This window comes from Nocardia mikamii NBRC 108933, assembly GCF_001613505.1.
GTDB classification, from domain to species: domain Bacteria; phylum Actinomycetota; class Actinomycetes; order Mycobacteriales; family Mycobacteriaceae; genus Nocardia; species Nocardia mikamii.
In genome coordinates this window covers 37,207-56,737 of record NZ_BDCM01000003.1, presented here as the reverse complement: position 1 = coordinate 56,737, position 19,531 = coordinate 37,207, and the positions used below count along the sequence as shown (strand labels likewise).

Annotated in this window: 14 protein-coding genes; 7 read left to right on the top strand and 7 right to left on the bottom strand. The window is 68.5% G+C overall.

Going from position 1 to position 19,531, the window contains the following annotated elements:
- Window positions 1-5: 5 nt before the first annotated feature.
- The 4 genes from NMI01S_RS01855 to NMI01S_RS01840 are packed head-to-tail and all read left to right on the top strand — an operon-like array spanning window position 6 to window position 9,991.
- Entirely contained in the window at window positions 6-1,703 is a 1,698-nt protein-coding gene (locus NMI01S_RS01855) for a condensation domain-containing protein (protein WP_084512161.1), read from the top strand.
- Window positions 1,700-6,346: a non-ribosomal peptide synthetase gene (locus NMI01S_RS01850; RefSeq protein WP_063920628.1), complete on the top strand. Its 4,647-nt coding sequence runs from the start codon at window positions 1,700-1,702 to the stop codon at window positions 6,344-6,346. The genes NMI01S_RS01855 and NMI01S_RS01850 overlap by 4 nt, the downstream gene beginning before the upstream one ends.
- 22 nt (window positions 6,347-6,368) lie before the next feature.
- Window positions 6,369-8,264: an ABC transporter ATP-binding protein gene (locus NMI01S_RS01845; RefSeq protein WP_062994305.1), complete on the top strand. Its 1,896-nt coding sequence runs from the start codon at window positions 6,369-6,371 to the stop codon at window positions 8,262-8,264.
- A complete protein-coding gene (locus NMI01S_RS01840; RefSeq protein WP_062994304.1) occupies window positions 8,261-9,991 on the top strand; it encodes an ABC transporter ATP-binding protein in 1,731 nt (576 codons plus the stop codon). Before NMI01S_RS01845 ends, NMI01S_RS01840 begins: the two co-directional genes overlap by 4 nt.
- A gap of 53 nt (window positions 9,992-10,044) precedes the next feature.
- On the opposite strand, the gene NMI01S_RS35600 is transcribed toward NMI01S_RS01840, so the two are convergent.
- From NMI01S_RS35600 to NMI01S_RS01820, 5 genes are read right to left on the bottom strand one after another with little or no spacing between them, the layout of a single operon-like run.
- Window positions 10,045-11,163 (bottom strand): hypothetical protein, encoded by a 1,119-nt coding sequence (locus NMI01S_RS35600; RefSeq protein ID WP_157126010.1) that lies wholly within the window; start codon window positions 11,161-11,163, stop codon window positions 10,045-10,047.
- Window positions 11,164-11,184: 21 nt separating this feature from the next.
- Entirely contained in the window at window positions 11,185-11,667 is a 483-nt protein-coding gene (locus NMI01S_RS01830; protein WP_062994302.1) for a hypothetical protein, read from the bottom strand.
- A gap of 54 nt (window positions 11,668-11,721) precedes the next feature.
- Window positions 11,722-11,871, bottom strand: coding sequence for a hypothetical protein (locus NMI01S_RS34660; protein ID WP_157126009.1), 150 nt, complete (start codon window positions 11,869-11,871; stop codon window positions 11,722-11,724).
- Window positions 11,868-12,113, bottom strand: coding sequence for a hypothetical protein (locus NMI01S_RS01825; protein ID WP_062994301.1), 246 nt, complete (start codon window positions 12,111-12,113; stop codon window positions 11,868-11,870). Before NMI01S_RS01825 ends, NMI01S_RS34660 begins: the two co-directional genes overlap by 4 nt.
- Before the next feature lie 9 nt (window positions 12,114-12,122).
- Window positions 12,123-12,755, bottom strand: coding sequence for a hypothetical protein (locus NMI01S_RS01820; RefSeq protein ID WP_157126008.1), 633 nt, complete (start codon window positions 12,753-12,755; stop codon window positions 12,123-12,125).
- A gap of 227 nt (window positions 12,756-12,982) precedes the next feature.
- On the opposite strand from NMI01S_RS01820, the gene NMI01S_RS01815 reads away from it, so the two are divergent.
- Window positions 12,983-14,203, top strand: a complete 1,221-nt coding sequence (locus NMI01S_RS01815; RefSeq protein WP_062994299.1) for a helix-turn-helix domain-containing protein — start codon at window positions 12,983-12,985, stop codon at window positions 14,201-14,203.
- Between the two features lie 131 nt (window positions 14,204-14,334).
- Here NMI01S_RS01815 and NMI01S_RS01810 read toward each other — a convergent pair whose 3' ends face one another.
- The gene (locus NMI01S_RS01810) at window positions 14,335-14,649 is read right to left on the bottom strand and encodes a putative quinol monooxygenase (RefSeq protein WP_062994298.1); all 315 of its coding nucleotides are present in this window, start codon (window positions 14,647-14,649) and stop codon (window positions 14,335-14,337) included.
- Window positions 14,650-14,896: 247 nt separating this feature from the next.
- Here NMI01S_RS01810 and NMI01S_RS33880 point away from each other — a divergent pair, with 247 nt between their 5' ends.
- Window positions 14,897-15,148: a type II toxin-antitoxin system Phd/YefM family antitoxin gene (locus NMI01S_RS33880; RefSeq protein WP_084512155.1), complete on the top strand. Its 252-nt coding sequence runs from the start codon at window positions 14,897-14,899 to the stop codon at window positions 15,146-15,148.
- A 64-nt stretch (window positions 15,149-15,212) separates the two neighbouring features.
- On the opposite strand, the gene NMI01S_RS01805 is transcribed toward NMI01S_RS33880, so the two are convergent.
- Entirely contained in the window at window positions 15,213-15,911 is a 699-nt protein-coding gene (locus NMI01S_RS01805; protein WP_062994297.1) for a siderophore-interacting protein, read from the bottom strand.
- A 146-nt stretch (window positions 15,912-16,057) separates the two neighbouring features.
- On the opposite strand from NMI01S_RS01805, the gene NMI01S_RS01800 reads away from it, so the two are divergent.
- Window positions 16,058-19,516, top strand: a complete 3,459-nt coding sequence (locus NMI01S_RS01800; protein ID WP_062994296.1) for a non-ribosomal peptide synthetase — start codon at window positions 16,058-16,060, stop codon at window positions 19,514-19,516.
- Window positions 19,517-19,531 lie beyond the last annotated feature (15 nt).

Genomic DNA, 19,531 nt, shown 5'->3' with positions numbered 1-19,531 from the left:
TACCCATGTCTGATTCGCCCGTGCCGAATACGGCCGCGCCGGCCACGTCTGCTCCGAAAACCGCTGCGGCCGCGACGGAGTCGCGAACGGGCGGGCGGGGCATCCCGTTGTCCCCGGCCCAGCAGGCCGCCCTGCTACCGGAACGACTGCGCGGCGTCGCGGCGACGAATCTCTTTCTCGCCCTGGAGATCACCGGCGACCTCGGACCGGCCGATCTGGAGCGGGCCGCGGTCGCCGCGGTGAGCCGGCACGACATTCTGCGCACGGTCTATCCGGACGATCGTCGGATTCCCTACCAGCGTGTCGTCGATGCGCCCGATACGGTGGTCGAGACGGTCGACACCGCCGCCTCGGACCTCGACGCCGCGCTGCGTTCCGATGCCGCGCACCGCATCGATCCGGTGCGCGAGCTGCCGATCCGGATCAGACTGCACCGCACGCCCGATCGAGACATTCTGTCCCTCACCGCTCATCCGGTCGCAGCCGACGATCGCAGTCTCGAACTGCTGGTCGCGGAACTGGTCGAGGGGTCGGTCGCCGAGCCCGTGAGGCAGTATCGGGACTACGCGATGGCACAGATGAAGTCGCTGGTCGGCGATGCCGCCGCCGACCCCGACCTCGGGTACTGGCTGGCTCGGCTGGCCGACCTGCCGGAGCGGGCGAGCGTGGCGGTGGCCGCTGATTCCGCCGTGGAATCGGGTGCGGGCGCCGCGACGCGCACCCTCCGGGTTCCGACGGCTGCCTTCGGCGATCACGACGTCGAATTGTCCGTGGTCGCCGCACTGGCCGCGGTGCTGGGCCAGGCGGGTCTCGGCGATGATGTGCCGATCGGCATCGCCGACGCGGGACGTACCGGCGCACAGGAGGATTCGGCGCTCGGCGCCTATGCGAACCATCTGGTGCTGCGCGTGGACACCGCCACGGCGTCCACCCCGGGAGCGCTGCTGGCGCAGGTCGCGGAGCTCGCGGTGCCCGCGCGCGCCCATGCCGCGGCCCGGATCGAGCGGATCACGCATCAGCTGCGCGGTGCCGCCGCCGTCGGCGCGGGCGCGCCCTTCCAAGCCCTGGTCACCACCCGAACCGAGGTGACCGGTGCGAATGCGCGCGAGATCGCCCGGCGGGTGGCGCGGCCGCACGGAGTGGATGTCGTCGCCGATGTCGTCACCGGAGCCGAGGAGGTGGCGGTGACCCTGGAATTCCCGGCGGCACTCGCGGGGAGTGATGAATTCGATACGCTCGCAAGCGGAATCGAGCGATGGCTGCTGAATTGTGCTGCGGCCTCGGAAAATCCGCTGCGCGATGTGGAGCTTCCGACGGTGTTCGAACGGAACGCGTCGTACTCCGGAGGCACCGGCCTCGGCGGAGAGCCCAGCACGGATGCCGAACGGCTGATCGCCGACACCATTCGTGAGGTGCTCGAGCTGGACGCGGACGACGAGGTCGGCCGCGCCGACACCTTCTTCTCCCTGGGCGGTGACAGCATCGCCGCACTGCGCATGGTCACCCTGCTCGGTGAGCGAGGCTATGCGCTGGACGTGCAGAAGGTGTTCGAATTCCCGGCGGTGCACGAGATGGCCGCACAGCTGACCGAGGCCGAGGCGGCCCCGGCCGCCGAACAGCCCGCCCCCGTCGCGCCGATGAGCGCTTCCGGTCTGGATCCGGCCGCGCTGGCCGCACTCGGCAAGAAGTTCGCCGCACGGTGAGCGAGGTGGAGATTCTCGACGTCGTCGCGCTGTCGCCATTGCAGCGCGGGCTGTATTCGGTCAGTTCGATGGTGCAGGGCATCGACCCCTATCTCGTCACCTTCGCCGTGCGCGTCGATAATCTGGCCGATCCGGCGGCACTGCGCGCGGCCTTCGACGGCGTCCTGCGGCGCTACCCGCATCTGGGGGCGGCGGTACTGGCCGAGGATGTGCCGCATCCGGTGCTGGTCATCACCTCGCAGGGCCGAATCGGCTGGCGCGAGGTCGATCTGCGCTCGGCACCCGACCCCGAGGCGGCGGCGCGGGATCTCTACTGGCAGGAAGCGCGCCGGCGGCTCGACCTGGACAGCGGCCCGCTGTTCCGGGTCGTCGCGGCGCAGGTCGGCGAGCGCGACTACGAAGTGGTGTGTACCGCCCACCATATCGTCGTCGACGGCTGGTCCATTCCGCTTCTGTTCTCCGATCTGATCGCCCTGCACCGGGGGGAGGGCGCGACGCTGCCCCCGGCTCCGCCGTTGCGGGAACACGCGGCCTGGCTGGCGAGTCGCGACACCGAGGCCTCGGCGCGGGCGTGGGCCGCCGCACTGGAGGGTCTGGCGCCGATGCCGATGCTCGGGCCACCGGCCCCGGCGGATCTCGACCTGCCCGTCGTGGGCGAGGCGCGCGTGGACGCGGCGGGCACCGACCGGCTCCTCACCTGGGCGCGGGCCAACGGCCTCACCCTGAACACCGTGCTCCAAATGGCTTGGGCGCGTATTCTTTCCGGGCTGACCGGCCGCGACGACGTGGTCTTCGGCCAGACCACCTCGGGTCGCGACGCCTCGCTGCCGAACGCGGAGCGCCTGGTCGGCGCGCTGGTCACCACCATTCCGGTGCGGGTGCGGATGGACGAACGCGCGCCCGCGCAGGTCGGCGCCGAACTGCAGCGCGCGGTGGCGCAGTTGCGGGCGCACGAATATCTGGGCATCGCGGAGATCACCCGCCACGCCGGCGCCGGGCAGTTGTTCGACAGCCTGCTCGTCTTCGAGAACTCACCGGTCGGCGCGGTCGCACCGCGAATGCCCATGGGCGGCGGCGCCACCATGACCGCACGCCGCGTCGATTCCCCGAGCCACTATCCGATCGCCGTCGTACCCGTACTGGAACACGGCGAGCTGATCTGCCGCGTCGAAACCCGGCCCGACCTGCTCACCACCTTCGACCCGGACCGGATGGCGCGCCGGCTCCTCGCGGTCGCCACCCGGATCGTCAGCGCGCGGCAGTGTAGTGCGGTCGACGTGCTGCTCGACGACGAGCCCGCCGCGTTGATCTTCGAATACGACTGTGGTGCAGAATCGGGCCCCGCCGCATCCGCGCAGCCGGTGCCGGGCGGTGCGGCGAGTTCTGCCGCGACGGTCCCGGAAGCGTTGCTCAACGCGGCTCGTGCGGCCGCCGATCGGATCGCGGTCGTCGACGCGGTGGGTGAGCACAGCTTCACCGAATTCGGTTCCGCGGTGTGCACCTTGGCCGACGAGCTCCGAGCGGCCGGAATCGGCACCGGTGACGCGGTGGCGGTCATGCTGCCCCGGGATCGCCGAGTTCTGCACGCGCCCTTCGCCATCGGTCTCGCCGGTGCCACGTGTGTCCACGTCGATCCCGCCACACCGGCCGACCGTGTGGCCTATCTGCTGACCACCAGCGGCGCGCGGATCGTTCTCGCCGATGCGGATCGCGCCGAAGTCCTGGCCGAGGTCCGCGCCCAGGGTGTGGAGTGCCGCCACGGGATCACGGACAGCGACGGCCGCCTGCTGTTCCGGGCCTCCGAGGTGGTCGATCCGGCGGGCGACGGTCGTGTGCAGCGGTCGACGCTGCCGGCCGAGGTGGCGAACCCGGACTTCGCCACGCCGGAAGATGTGCCAGCGCACGAGTCGCCACTGCACGCATCGGACGGCGCCGGAGCACCCGTAGGGTCGGACTCCGGCGCGGCATCCCAGTCGCTCGCATCGAGGCCCGTCACGCTGCGGGAGGTAGTGGCGCCGGAACGGAACGGCGACTCGGTCCACGCGACAGGCGCTGTGCCGCAACCGCATTCGGACGCACCGTTCTATGTGGTGTTCACCTCCGGCACGACCGGCAGGCCGAAGGGCGTCGCGGTGTCGCATCGCGCACTGCTCAACCACTGGGGCAATCACGAGCGGCGGATCTTCGCGCCGATCGCCGCCGCCACCGGGCGTACGCTGCGCATCGGGCACGGCTGGTCCACCGGATTCGATGCGGCGTGGCAGCCCACGGTCGCGCTGCTGAGCGGCCATACCCTGGTCCTGCTGGGTGACGAAGTGCGCACCGATGCCGAGCGCATCGTCGGCGCCATCGGCGAATTCGGGATCGACATCTTCGACACGTCGCCGTCCATGCTGAACCGGCTGATCGCCGCCGGACTGTTCCGCACCGATCCCGAGACCGGCGCCGAGCGCTGTCCGCTGGCGGTGCTCGCGCTCGGCGGCGAGGCGATCAGCCCGGATACCTGGCGGCGCCTGCAGGGCTTGGCGACCACCCGGGTCATCAACTTCTACGGTCCGACCGAGGCGACCGTCGAGGCGCTGATGGCGGATGTGCACGACCACGCCGCGCCCACCATCGGCCGTCCGTTCGACGCGATGACCGCCGAGGTGCTCGATCACCGGCTACGGCCGGTGCCGCCGGGCGGGCAGGGCGAGCTCTACCTGTCCGGGCCACAACTCGCGCTCGGTTATCTGGGGCGGCCCGCGACCACCGCGGCCGCCTTCGTCGCGGGGCCTGCTGGTGAAAGGCGTTATCGCACAGGTGATCTGGTGCGCCGGTCCGACGACGGGACCATCGCCTACGAGGGGCGCGTCGACCGGCAGGTGAAGATCAACGGATACCGCGTGGAACCGGACGAGGTCAGTGTGGTGCTGCGGGAACTCGACGGCGTTCGCCACGCGGCGGCGCTGGCGTTCACCGAGAACGGGCGGACCCGGCTGGGCGCGCTGGTGGTCGGTGGCGGCACCGTCGCACGGCTGCGTTCCGATCTGGCCCGGCGGCTGCCGCAGTTCCTGGTTCCCACCCGCATCGTGTTCGTCGACGAGATTCCGTTGAACCGCAACGACAAACTCGATGTGCACCTGGCGACCGAACTGCTGGCCCGCCCGGACGGCACCGGCTCCCGCGCCGAACCGCGCACCGAGACCGAACGCACCCTGCTGGCGCTGCTCGCGGCGATGAGCGCCGGATCACGGATCGGCATTCTGGACAGCCTGGTGGACTTGGGGATCGACAGTATCGGCGTGATCGATCTGGTGTCACGGCTGCGCGGCGCCGGCTACCGTGTCTCGGCGCGAGAAGTGCTCGCGGCGGCCGATCTTCGCGATCTCGCCGAGCGTCTGGACGAACCGTCCGAGGACGCGCAGGCCGAGGCCGAGGTGACACCGGCGGGAACCGTATTACCGCTCACCGCCCTGGCGCACGAGATACTCGGCTACGGCGACTACCGCTGTCTCGCCCAAACCCAGGTGATCTCGCTCGATCCGGAGATCACGCCCGAGGCGATCGTGCGACGGCTCGAGGACTTGGCCACCGCGCACCCCACACTCCGGTCTCGCCTGGAGGTCGGCGACGACGGGCGGGCGGTCCTGATCGCGCGGGACCGCTCGAGCGCGGAGACGTCGTTCGCCGTCGCCGCGCCGGACGAAAGCCGGAGTGCGGCAGATCATCTGGCGGCGACCGCGCAACGGCTGGATCCGGACGCCGGCCGCATGGTGGCCGCGACCTTGTTGCCCGGCGACCGGCCGCGACTGGTGCTGTCGATCCACCACCTGGCGGTGGACGTGGTGTCCTGGCTGATTCTCGTCGACGATCTGCGCCGGCTCGAACAGGGCGGCGACGCGGTGAACGAGACCGGGGCCGAACAGGTTTCGGATTCCGGGCCCGACGGAACCCGGACCGGCATCCCGCCGACGCTGGGCACACCGCTCGGCGGCCGCTACACCGATCCGCGCAGCGATCGGGCCGGTAAGGCCATCCAGCGAGTCGTCGAACTGGGCCCCGACCACACCGAGGCGCTGCTCGCCCGGTGCGCGGACACCGATGTGCCCCTGGACGATCTGTTACTGGCCGCGTGCGCGCGACTGGTCGCCGATACCGCCGACGACACCGGTCGCATCGCGGTGACCCGCGAATCGCACGGCCGCGACCCCGGCGACGACACCCGCCGCGTCGGCTGGTTCACCGTCGAGGAGACGGCGTTGGTGCCGGCGGCCGCACTCGAGACCTGGACGCCGGCGACGGGCCGGGCGCCGGTCCACGATCGGACCCTGCACGCGCGCGGGCAGATTCGCCTCAACCACCTGGGTCGCTTCGACGTGCTGCGGTTCGGCAGCGGCCCGTGGACGCCGGTGCCGTTGCCGGAGCTCACCGCCGAATTCGGTGTGGCCGGACATCCGGATCTGCCGCTGCGCTTCACGATCGACCTCAACACCGCGGTGGTGTCGAAGGACTCACGCCCGGTTCTGGTCGCGCACATCGACGTGAACTCGGCGGTGCTGGACGAGGCCGAGGCCGACGCGCGCGCCGAGCGCTGGCGCACCATACTGTGTGATTTCGCCGCCGGGATGTCCGAATTCGGCGCACAGCGACAGGCAGGGTGACAGCTATGGGAGGGAAGGACTGATGACGGTTCAGACCGTGGATCCGGCCGAGCCGGAGGCGGCGCGGCAGGTGCCGCCGACCACGCCCGACGCACCGCTGGAACCCGACCGGGTCGCGCTCAAACAGCAGCGCCGCGCCGACGGCCTGGCCCGCAAACAGGTGCTCGCGCCGGTGAACGGTGCGCTGTCGCTGGCGAGTCTGGTCGTCGTGGCCTCCTCGATCTGCGCGGTGGCGCCGTTCATCCTGATCGTCGAGGCGTGCCGGGAACTGCTCTCCACTCCGATCGACAAGGACCGGGTGTGGACGCTGGTGATCGCCGCGGTCGTGGTGCTGGTGCTGCGTGGACTGCTGCAGGCCGCGGCGCTGGTCTGGACCCACATGGTCGACGCGAAATTCCAGCTCACCCTGCGGCAACTGCTGGCGGCCAAGCTGACCCGGGTGCCGCTGGGCTGGTTCACCGACCGCAGTTCCGGTGAGGTGAAGAAGTTCCTGCAGGACGATGTCGAGGCCCTGCACTATCTGGTCGCGCACGCGCGACTGGAATTCGTCGGTGCGGTGACGGTGCAACTGGTGGCGCTGATCTACCTGTTCACCGTCGACTGGCGGCTGACGCTGATCCTGCTGGTGCCGCTGGTGCTCTACACCCGCGGCCTGGCGGCCATGATGGGTAAGGCGCATCAGGAACGCTTCGCCGTCTTCGACGCCAACGAACGCGCCATCGAACAGTCCATCATCGAATTCGTCGACGGCATTCAGATGGTCCGCGCGTTCGGCCGGGCCCGCAAGGCGCACAGCACCTTCCAGCGCGCGGTCGACAACACCGCCGAGAGCCTGCTGGCGTGGAAGACGCCGATGACCAAACTGCAATCGGCCGCCGAGATCCTGCTGACCCCGGCGCTGCTCATGCTGGTCGTGGTGGTGGCCGGCGTGGGATTCGCGGACCTGGGCTGGACCGATCCGGTCGACATCCTGCCGTTCCTGCTGCTCGGCATCGGGCTGGGCAGTGCGCTGCTGGGCATCGGCTTCGGCGGTCAGGCGCTGCGCGAGGGCGGTGCCGCGGCGCTGCGCCTGCACCAGTTGCAGCAGACACCCGAACTCGAGGTGCGGGCCGCCGCCGCGGACGAGGCTGCCGGCAACGGCGACGCCACGGGACTCGCGGTCCGGTTCGAACAGGTCAGCTTCGGCTATCGTGCCGATCGCACCGTCCTGCGCGAGGTCGACTTCGAACTCGCTCCCGGTTCCATCACCGCACTGGTCGGCCCCAGCGGCTCCGGCAAGTCGACCCTGGCCCGGCTGCTGCCGCGTTTCTACGACGTGACCGCCGGCCGGATCACGATCGGCGGCAAGGATGTCCGGGAGTACTCCACCGCGCAGCTCTACCGCACCGTGGGATTCGTCCTGCAGGACGTGCGGATGATTCGCGGCACGATCCGCGACAACATCGCGCTGGCCCGGCCCGACGCGGATGCGGCCGATGTCGAGCGTGCCGCACGCGCCGCCCAGATCCACGATCGGATCCTGGAACTGCCGCGCGGCTACGACTCCGAAATCGGTGTCGACGCCGTGCTGTCCGGTGGTGAGGCGCAGCGCCTGTCGATCGCCCGTACCCTGCTGGCCGATACTCCGGTGCTGGTGCTGGACGAGGCCACCGCCTTCGCCGATCCGGAATCCGAGGCCGCGGTCCAGGACGCGCTCGCCGTCCTGGTCGCCGGGCGCACGGTGCTGGTGATCGCGCATCGGCTGCACACCATCACCGGCGTCGACCGAATTCTGGTGCTGGACAACGGCGAACTCGCCGAATCGGGTGACCACGCGACGCTGTCGGTGGCCGGTGGGCTCTATCAGCGCCTCTGGGAACAGAATCAGGCGTCGGTGGGCGTGCCGGGCGGCTCCGACTCCGAAGGAGAACTGCGGTGATCAGGAAGATCTTCGCCCTCATTCCGCCGGAACTGCGCCGCTACGTGCCGCGCCATCTGGCCCTCATCGGCGCGGGCGCGCTGGGCCAGATCGCGGCCTATCTGCTGCTGATTCCGGTGCTGCAGGCGCTGTTCGACGGTGATTTCGGACGCGCGTGGCGCTGGACCGCCTGGCTGGCGCTCGCCGTGGTCGTCGCCTCGGTGTGCTCGTACCAGCAGTTGCTGGTGGGTCTGCGGATCGGCGTGGGTATGCTGCGCGGCGTGCAGACCCGGCTGGGCGACCACCTGAGCACGCTACCGCTGGGCTGGTTCGCCACCGCCAACGCCGGATCCCTGTCCCGCATGGTGGTCGGCGGCGTGCGCGAAATCCTCAGCGTCGTCAACTATCTGCTCGCACCGGTACTGACCGCGGTCCTGGTCCCGGTGGGCGTCGCGATCGGGGTCGCGTTCATCGACTGGCGGATCGCGCTGGTCATGCTGGTCAGCCTGCCGGTGCTGCTGCTGGTCAGCAGCTGGGCCAACAACAGTTACACTCGCGCCGACCGCAGGCTCGATGCCGCTGCGGCAGAAGCCAATTCGCGAGTCGTGGAGTTCGCGCAGGCGCAGCCCGTGCTGCGGGCCTTCGGTGCGGTGGGCGCGGGCAACCGGGCACTCACCCGGGCATTGCGCGACCAGGAGGCCGCGTCCAAGCGCATGATCGTCGCCAGTGTGCCGGGACTGATGGTGTTCGCGCTGTGTGTGCAGATCGTCTTCCTGATCGTGGTGTCGGTGGTGGTGGCCCGCGGGACGGGCGGCGACCTCTCCATTCCGGCCACGATCGCCCTGATCGCGGTGACCTCCCGGTTCATCGAACCGATCAACCGCGCCGCGCAGCTGAGCACCGCGATCCGCAGCGCGGGCGACGCCGCCGACCGGATCACGGACTTCCTCGCCGAGCACGATCTGGCCGAGGCCACCGAACCGGTGACCCCCGGTGCGCCGGAGATCGTCTTCGACAATGTCGACTTCGGTTACCGCGAGGGCGAAAAGATCATCGACGGCGTATCTTTCACGGTGCCGAGCGGCACCACGACGGCGATCGTGGGCCCGTCCGGCGGCGGTAAGACCACGCTGCTCAAGCTGGCCTCCCGGTTCTACGATGTCGAATCCGGCAGCATCACCGTCGGCGGCCACGACGTGCGCCGGCAGCCCTCGGAAACACTGCTGCGCCAGGTGTCGCTGGTCTTCCAGGACGTCTACCTGTTCGACGAGACCATCTCCGACAACATTCGCATCGGAAATCCGGACGCCACTGTCGAGCAGGTGCGTCGAGCCGCGGAGATCGCGCGGGTGGACGAGATCGTCGACCGGCTGCCCGACGGCTGGGATTCGGCGGTGGGCGAGGGCGGTGCGGCGCTGTCCGGCGGTGAGCGCCAACGGGTTTCGATCGCCCGAGCCCTGCTCAAGGACGCCCCGATCGTACTGCTCGACGAGGCGACCAGCGCCCTCGACCCGCACAGCGAGGCGGCGGTGGTGCGCGGCATCCACGAACTGACGCGGGACAAAACCGTCGTCGTGGTGGCGCATCGCCTCGACACCATCGCCCACGCCGATCAGATTCTGTTCGTGGAGGCGGGCCGGATCGTCGAACGGGGCACGCACGCCGAACTTCTCGAACTCGGCGGCCGCTACGCCGGGTTCTGGTCGGAGCGGACCCGCGCGACCGGCTGGCATCTGGTGTCGGCCTGAGGTTTTCGCGGATGGGTGGCGGTCACGGAGCGATGCCGTGATCGCCGCCCGAGCTACCAGTGTTCGCGCCCACCGCGTCCGCGTTCGTCCCGCATGCGTGCACGTTCCTCCCGGCCGGCGCGGGTCCTCCCCGGGGACGGCGGTTGCTGGTGCAGGTGTTCCAAGCCCGGAGTCGGGCGACTCCTGATCAGGAGCTCCGCCACGTCGGGAGGGAATCTCCCTCGCGTCTGCACGTCGGCCAGGTCCCTCTCTCGCTGCTTCCGCTCGCGTTCTGCTCGCTCCAGTCGCGCACGCTCTTCTGCTTTGACGTGCTCCTGGTGGCGAGCCTGTTCGGCGGCGTCGGCGGCGTCGCGCGCCTGTTGCACCTGTTCGGCGTACGCGCTCAGCTCGTTCAGTTCCGCGATCATGCGCGCCTCGCGAGCTTCACGCGCATCCCGGGCCGCACGCTCTTCGCGTTTGATGCCCTTCATGACCTCCCCGAATTCGCGGGCAACACCCCGTGCAGCTTCGCGGGCTGTTTGTTCGCGCCGCTGTCTTACTTCGTTCTGCCGCAACCGTTCTGCCGCTTCGCGGACTCTCGGAAGGCGCTCTTGCGCTCGGCGGCGCCGGTCGTCGCGCTGCTTTTGTCGTTCGAGTTCGCGCTTCCTGACCAGTTCTCGAATGTTCTGAAGTCGTTTGCGCGCTCGGTCGGCACGATCGAGCTGATAGGTGCGAACCAACTCGAGCTGTCTCGAAACCAACGACCGGCCGAGCTCGAGTGCGCGCGCTGCGTCGGCTCTCGACAACACCTCGTGTTCGAACCGCCCCGGGAAATCCTGGGTCATTGCTCGTAATTCGTCGCCGACCGAACGGGGAATCTTCTCGCCCGCCACAGTTTCCCAGCGGCTGTGTGTCAGCTTTCCGGATTCCAGAGCGCTTCGTTCACGACGCAATTGCTCCAGCGTGGACCGTTCATGGATCCGGCCCGATTTACGTTCGACACCGCGTGTTCCACGGCCATCGGTCCGAGCCGAATCCAGGATGCGTGCCTTATTGCCAACCTGCAATTGGAACTGGCGAACCCAGCCCCTTTCGGCTGTTTCCCCCCGGATATGTGCTCTGCCTAATTCGAAATACAGGCCACGTTCATAATTCGACAATCCACGTCGGATGCCGTCGTATTCGTCCGGCACGCGCCCCCCTGATGCTCATGATCAGATAGGTACTCCGGCCTTCTGGATGCTGTACTCGACCATCCGAGGGCCGTAGTTCTCCATGAAAAGTTCTCGGACCAGCGAGATCACGTTCTCGCCGAGTCCGGTGTCGACTAAATGCACGGCTGGCCCGAAGTCGGTGTAGAGCGGAGCTCCCGACCCAGGATCGTTGGTCCATGCCATGCCGGGATGCTGTTTGACACAGCATTCACCCAGGAAACGAACGAATTGATCTGCGCGATCACGGTTTTCCGGCGCGCTGAATGTGCCCCAGTCGCCGAACAGTTCCAGTGTCGCGTCCAGGACGCGCGTCAGCACCGCTGGCTTCCACCACGGGTCTTCGTAGTCGGCGATGCCCGGAATGGTGTTGGAGAGAAACGACCGCACCTGCGACTCCATGCGCTGCGGCGCGACCCAATCCAGGAAGGCTTGGGTCTTCTCGTCGAAGTCGATGTCGAAACCCATCTGCTCGGCGTCGTTCACGTCCGGCTCCCCTCGTCGGTAGGTTGCTGCTGGTCAGACTATCCCGCCTCACTGTCACGTTTCGTCGTCCTCGTCTTCGATCCGCCGGCGGATTTCGTCCACTGAGCGGCCTTTCGGGATCCGGGCCGGCCAGCACCACACCGTGACGGAAACGATCACCAGAGCACCGAGCGCGGTGGCGCCGAAGACCCAGATGTCACTCACGGAAGTGTCCACAGCCGTTCACAGGGCAGCCGCCGGCGGTGCGGATCCGGCGGCTCGAAAGTCACCGACACCGCCGGGTAGTCGGCGCCCCAATGCAATGCGAACCGGATCGCGGCCGGTATGCACGCGACGAACTTCAGCTCGTGCTTGTTCGGGACGGTGATGAGCACGCAGAGCCCGATGTCCGGTTCGTGAGGTAGCGGCGATTCGGGTTGAGCTTCCGTGGGTTCGGTGAAGCTCATCGCGGCTCGCTATCGGTTCCCGGTCGAGGCGTAGTCGGCCAGCCCGCTCAAGACGTCGAGCAGGGTCTCCAGGTTCACTCCCTCCGGTAGCGGACCATCGTTGCTGCGGCGCGGACGGAACCGCAACCCCCGGGCAGCCGCACGTTCGCGAGGGCTGTCGACCGGCGGAACGATCTTGCCGGCGCGGACCAGGCAGCCGTATGCGCTCGCCTTGCGCGGGCATTCGACAGCACGGCAACTCACATGCTGCTGCATGATCTGTTGCGCCGACGCGACAGTGAGCGGTTGCTCCGGGTGCGAGTGTTCGGGATCGGCGAAGCCCGGCAGAGTCGCGGCCCAAGTCGCTGGGGGACAGACGGTTTCGAGGTCGAACATGTCGCAGACCCGGCGCGGGGTGTTGCCGACGGTCTCCAGGTCGTAGACGACCACCGCGTCGACATTCAGGCTGGCAGCCAGTCCCAGCGCATAGCCGACCGGATCGGCGGCGTCGGCCGGCGGCCGCACCGTGTAGAGATGAAGGTAGCCGAGACGTTCTGCGTGACGCTGCACCTCCATCGCGTGCCGCGGGGCGTTGGGGCCGGAGACCTCTGCGCGTACGAGGCATATCGCGGTGGGCTTCGCGTTCGCTTCACCGGAATCCATTGTGTGCCCTCCCATCTCGTGTGTGTGAGCGGCACCCGCCGCCGAAGATCCGTTCACCGTCGATCCGGCGTCGCTGTGGATTGGATCGACGAGCGAAAGGGGTGCCGGTTCGGTCCGGCGGCGGGGCCTGCACTGCAGCTTTGCAACGTGGGTGCCGAATCCTGTTCCGTGCTGGAACAATGCGCGTAAAGCGTGGGACTCGGCAGGGAAGACACAGGTATGTAGTCATGACCGACGAACCGGATATCTACATCGGCCAGCGGGTACGCCAGATTCGTGCCCGGCGTGGCATCACGCAACAGGTACTGGCCGATCGGTCGGGTATCGGCCGATCGGCGCTTGCCAAGTACGAGGCTGGATTACGGCCGGTGGACTCGCGCCGCACGTTGCTGGCCCTGGCGGCAGCGCTCGGCTGCACACTCGGCGACCTGACTGGATACGAGCAAGACCGGATCGACCCGTCCGCCGCGGGATTCCACGCAGCCGTGCCTGATATCGAGATCGCGCTGTGGACTCAGGGAAACGCGACACATACCGGTCCGCCAAGCTCCCTCGACGACCTGAGCAGGCTCGCGCAGCGCGCGGCCCAGCTGCGCATAGCCTGTGATTACGCCGCGCTGGGCCCGATGCTGGCTCCGATGCTGACCGACTGCTACCGGCACATCCGTGACGCGCACGATGATGACCTATACCGGGCTTGGGATGTGCTGAGCACAATCGCGCACACCACGGCCGCCGCCCTGAAGGCGCGCGGGTATGGGGCGCTGTCCTGGACGGCCGCGCAGGAAGCCGAGAACGCGGCTCGCCAGATCGGCGGAACGGCCGCCCTTGCGGCCATCGCCTTCGCTCGCTCTCAGGTACTGCTGTCCCGGCCAGGGTCGCTGCCCGCCGCTTTGGAGCACGCGGAGGGCACGGCCGATACGATCGCGCCCGAGATACGCACGATAGGTGAGATCGAGACATTCGGGATGCTGCATCTTCAGGCGTCGCTCGTCACGGCTGCGATGGGCGGTGACCCGGAACCCCATCTGGACGAGGCGGCCGAACATTCGCGAAGGCTGGCCGATGCCCCGGCCGGACATTCGATCTTGCGCAATCCTACGTTCGGGCCGGCTAACGTCCAGCTGTGGCGCATGTCAGCAGCGATGGAACGGCGCGAACCAGGCCGCGTGCTCGCGTTGGCGCCAAGCCTGTCCGTGGGCGATCTGCCCGCCGAAGGACGCCGCGCCCAGTACTTCGTGGAGATCGGGCGGGCGCACGCGATGAAGCGCGACTACCGGGAGGCGCTTTACGCTCTACTGCGTGCCGAACATGCTGCCCCACAACATGTTCGGAACATGATCCACGTTCGCGAACTCGTCGGACATATGATGCGCACTGCCCGGCGCGACCTCACGACCGGCGACTTGGGCAAGCTGGCGCAGCGGGTGGGCGTCGTACCCGCCTGAACTGGCCCGATACGGCAACGGGCATATTCGGCGAACAACGGGGTTCGGATCGATTGAAGTCCTGCCGCAGTGTCGAGACCGTGCATGGGTTCGCGGTGTGGTGCGGGATCGCGGACCGACTCCGACTCGGACTACTGAGCAGCAGCAAGCCCCTTTGCCGCTGTGGGAGTGAGGAATTCGACGCGGAACGACTCGACGTACTCTGATCGCTGCTCGAGGAACCGTCGGGTGTGGGGCTGGCGTTCGTGTTCGTCGAACGCCTCACGGTCCCGGTACACCTCATAGAAGATCCGGGAGAGTGGTTCGTCGACAACCGTGTGAGTCGCATAGACGAGGGTGCCGGGTTCCTGGGCTGTGATCGCTCGAACAGTTTCGGCGACCAAGGCGTCGAAGGCGGTTGCCTTCTCCTCGTTCTCCAGATTGAATTTCACGACGAGCGCAAACATCGGACTCCTTCGAGCGCTGTTGTGGCAACCGACAGAGAGTAACCCCGAAGCCGGGCGGCGTGCTCGGAGTATGCAAGCTCGTACCACCTGTCGTATCACCAGGTCGGATGTACGGTCCACACCGCGAGCCGCCGCCACCCCGACGACAGGCCCCGGCCGTGTCTTGCTCACCTCCAGTAGCCGCGGGTGGCGATATTGTGTTTCGGCAGTTCGGCTTTCAGACAATGAAGCCGCAAAGGGGGTTGTGATGGAGATCGGCGTGCGTGAACTTCGTGATCATCTCAGTCGACATCTGGCTGAGGTGCGTGCCGGCCATGCAGTGGCTGTCACCGTCCATGGGCGTCCGATTGCCTGCATCGTCCCGATCGACGCTCTTTCGCCGCTCGAACTGCGTCAGCAGGGGATAGTGCGGCCGGCGTCGCAACGTAAAATGCCTGCGTCCGAACCGGTTCCAACAGCCGGTTCGGTGAGCGATCTCATCGACGAGCAGCGCCGGTGATCGGCTACCGCACTTTGTGGCTACGACGCGGTCCACGGTGTCGACGGCAGCTCGTGATGGCGAGTCATCGCCAGTATCCGCGTGCCGCGACATTCCCCTTGGGCAGTTTGGATTTCAGTGATTTGGCGACGGCCCGGGTCGTGGCGGCGTCGCACGCGGCCCAGCCGAAGGCATCCGGGGAGCAGGTGACCGATTCGGCGGCTTGCCGGAGCAACTGGCCGTAGTTGACGCGTTCGACCCAGGTGATTTCGGTTTTCGGGCCCCTGCGCACGGGCAGCGACTGTTCGGATTCGTGCTGCCATTCCAGCCAGACTCGGGCGGGAGTCTCGCCGATGGCGTCCAGTAGCGAGTTGACGGCGGGCAGGGAGGCGCTGTCGCCGAAGATCAGAAACTCGGCGGGGACCGGTTCGGGCACAGCGAATTTCGAGCCCATGACCGTCGCGTCGATGACATCGCCGACCGCGGCTTTCTCGGCCCAGCGTGAGGCGGGTCCACCGTGCAGGGCGAATTCGATATCGAAGGTGTCGGCCTCCGGATTCGGGTCGACCAGGGTGTAGCCCCGCTGGACGAGATTGCCGCTGTCCTCGGCGAACCAGATCCGTACCCATTGGGTGGGGTGGACCGGGTGCTCGGCCAGCAGGCCGCCGCCCGTGAAGCCGATGCGCAAGTATCTGTCGCTGATCTGCCGCGTCGAGGTCACTGTGAACCGGTAGTCGTCGGCGCCGAGCGCCTTCAGCACGATGCCATTGAACCCTTTGCCCATGCGGCTAGAGTAGCGGAGTTAGGTTAGCCAAACCACATCCCTACGGTAGTAGGGGTCGCGTGGGCTACTATGCTTGCAGGTTAGGCAAGCCTAGCCTTTGAAACAGGTGGTGAGGCCCGATTTCCGGCCGGTGAGGAGTTTGTCTGATGCTCGGCAAGGCGGACGTTCGCGACATCGTGGCGGCGGAGCTGGGGATCCGACCCGATGCGATCGGATACGACGACGACCTGGTCGGCCTGGGCATGCATTCGATGAAGCTGATGCGCCTCGCCGGTCGCTGGCGCAAACAGGGCCACGAGGTCCGCAGTTCCGAACTCGCGCTGGCGCCCACGATCTCCGCGTGGGCCGAATTGCTCGGCGCCACTCCCGAACCCGCGCCCGCGGCCGCCCCCGCCACCTCGGCCGAAGCCGGTGCCGCGTTCGCCGACGGCGAGGAATTCCCCCTCGCCACCATGCAGCACGCCTACTGGGTGGGCCGTCGCCAGGACCAGCGGCTCGGCGGTGTCGCCGCCCACCTCTACGTCGAATTCGACGGCCGCGGCCTGGATGCCGAGCGCATGAGCCGTGCGGTCGAACGCCTGGTCCGGCGCCATCCCCAGTTGCGGGTGCAGTTCACCGACGCCGGCACGCAGCGCGTGCTGCCGGAGCCGCTGCTCCCGGTGTTCCGGGTGGAGGATCTGCGCGCGGCCGCCGATCCGGATACGGAACTGGAACGCCTGCGCCAGGCCAAGAGTCATCAGCGGATGGACGTCGAGGCCGGCCAGGTCGTCGACATCACCCTCACCCTGCTGCCCGGCGGCGCCCACCGCGTGCACGTCGATGTGGACATGCTCGCCGGAGATGCGTTGAGCTACCGGCGAATTCTCGACGATCTGGCCGCGCTCTACGACAGCGACGCCGATGCGGCCGATACCGTCGGCTACACCTTCCGCGAATATCTCGACGCCAGAGCGCGCCACACACCGGACAATTCGGCTGCCCGGGCCTGGTGGGAGCAACGCCTCGCCGACCTGCCCGATATTCCGTCGTTGCCGGTACTGGCCGAGGACGAGCGCGCCGACCCCAGCCGCAGCATCCGGCTGCACCACTGGTTCGAACCCGAGGCCAAGGCCGGATTCGACAAGCTCGCCCACAGCCACGGTGTCACCCCCGCGGTGGCGCTGGCCACGGTGTTCGCCGAGGCCATCGCACGCTGGTCCGCGCGGCAGCGCTTCCTGCTCAACGTCCCGCTGTTCGACCGGGAGCCGCTGCACGACGATATCGACCGCGTGGTCGGCGACTTCACCAATTCGGTCCTGGTCGACGTCGACGCCCGTGCGCCGGAATCGATGGTCGCCCGCGCCAAGCGCCTGCAACGCGAATTGCACACCTGCGCCGTGCATTCCGTGTACGAGGGTCTGGATGTGCTGCGCGATCTCGGCCGCCTGCGCGGCGGTCCGGTGACGCCGTCGGTGGTCTTCACCTCGGGCCTGGACCTGGGGGAGCTCTTCTCCGACCGGGTCACCGCGCTGTTCGGCGAGCCGGTGTGGATTCTGTCGCAGGGCCCGCAGGTCGACCTCGACGCGCAGGTCGCCGAACTGGGCGGCGGTCTGCTGGTCAACTGGGATGTGCGCCGGGACGCCATGCCCGAGGGTGTGGTCGCGGCGATGTTCGCCGAATTCCGCCGCCTGCTGCTGGCCCTCGCCGAGCCGGGTGCGGACTGGAACGCACCACTGTCGATCGAGCTGCCGGCCCAGCAGCGTGCGGTGCGTGAGCGGGTGAACGACACCTTCACCGACTGGCAGGCGCGCACGCTGCACGGTGACTTCTTCGACCGCGCCCGGCGCAAGCCGGAGGCCGAGGCCCTGCGCTGGCGCGGCGGTGCCTGCGACTACGGCGACGTGGCCGATCAGGCGCTCGCGGTGGCCGCCGCGCTCACCGATGCCGGCGTGCGGCCGGGCGATACCGTCGCGGTGGTGATTCCCAAGGGCCACCGGCAGATTCCGGCCGTGCTGGGTGTGCTGGCCGCGGGGGCAGCCTATGTGCCGATCGGCACCGGTCAGCCGCCGGCGCGGCGCGACCGCATTCTGGCGCGCGCGGGCGCCCGGGTCGCGCTCACCGACGCGACCCTCGCGCTGCCGGCCGAGGTCACCGCCATCGAAATGACCACCGCACTGGCCGGCCGTCGCCTCGAGCGCGCCTACGCGAGCGATCCGGACGCCGTCGCCTACGTGCTGTTCACCTCCGGATCCACCGGTGAGCCCAAGGGTGTGGAGGTCAGTCATCGCGCCGCCGCCAACACCATCGACGCCCTCGCCGCCTGTTTCGGCCTGGACGCGAGCGCTCGGCTGCTGGGCCTGTCGTCGCTGGAATTCGATCTGTCGGTCTTCGACATCTTCGCTCCGCTGGCACTGGGCGGTGCGCTGGTGTGCGTGGACGCCGAGATCGAGCGGGACGCCCAGGCGTGGGCCCGCCTGATCGCCGAAGACGAAGTGAACGTGCTCAATTGCGCGCCCGGGTTGATCGGGATGCTGCTGGACTCCGCCGACGCGGCGGCCTTGCGCACACTCCGGGTGGTCGTCACCGGCGGCGACCGGGTCGACGCCGAACTGGCGCATCGCCTGCGCGCCTCGGTGCCCGGCCTGCGTTTCGCCGGTCTCGGTGGGGCCACCGAGGCCGCGATCCACTCGACCGTCTGCGAAGTGACCGACGACTTCCCGGCCGACCGCGCCACCGTGCCCTACGGCACGCCGCTGGCGAATGTGGCGATGCGGGTGGTGAACGAGCGTGGCGAGGACTGCCCGGACTGGGTGGTCGGCGAATTGTGGATCGGCGGAACCGGTGTGGCCGACGGCTACCGCGGCGACCCGGAACGCACCGCGCAGCGCTTCGTCGAATACGGCGGCCTGCGCTGGTACCGCACCGGCGACCTGGCCCGGTATCTGCCCGACGGCACCGTCGACTTCCTCGGTCGCGCCGACCATCAGGTCAAGATTCGCGGCTACCGCGTGGAACTCGGTGAGGTCGAAACCGCGCTGACCACACTGCCGTCCGTCCAGCGGGCCGTCGCAGTGGTGACCGATTCCGGCCGGTTGGCCGCCGCGGTGCGGGCCGGTGGTGTCACCGCCGACGAGTTGCGGGCAGCGCTGCGGGATCTGCTTCCGTCCCACATGATCCCGGACCTGATCGAGATCGTGACCGAGATCCCGCTGACTCCCAACGGGAAACTGGACCGGGCCGCGATCCGGCGGCTGGTGGAGGCCGGCGCGCCCGATGCCGGCGCGTCCGCGGTGCCGCCCGCGAACGAGATCGAGGCGGCGCTGGCCTATATCGCGGCGCAGATCCTCGGTGTCGAGACCGTCGGTGTGGAAACCGATTTCTTCGAGATCGGCGGCAACTCGATCCTGGCCACCACGCTCACCGCCAAGGTGCGCGGACTGCTCGCGGTCGAGAAATTCGGTGTCACCGCGGTGTTCGGCGGACGGACCGTGCGCCGCATCGCCGCGCGGCTGCAGGCCGACGAGACCACCCCCGGCCGCTTGGCGCAGGTGTCGCGGATCCTGCTGGAACTGGCCGAAGTGCCGGTGCCCCAGACGGATTCGGCCCTCGCCCCGACGGCGAACTGACCGCAGCACCGGGCA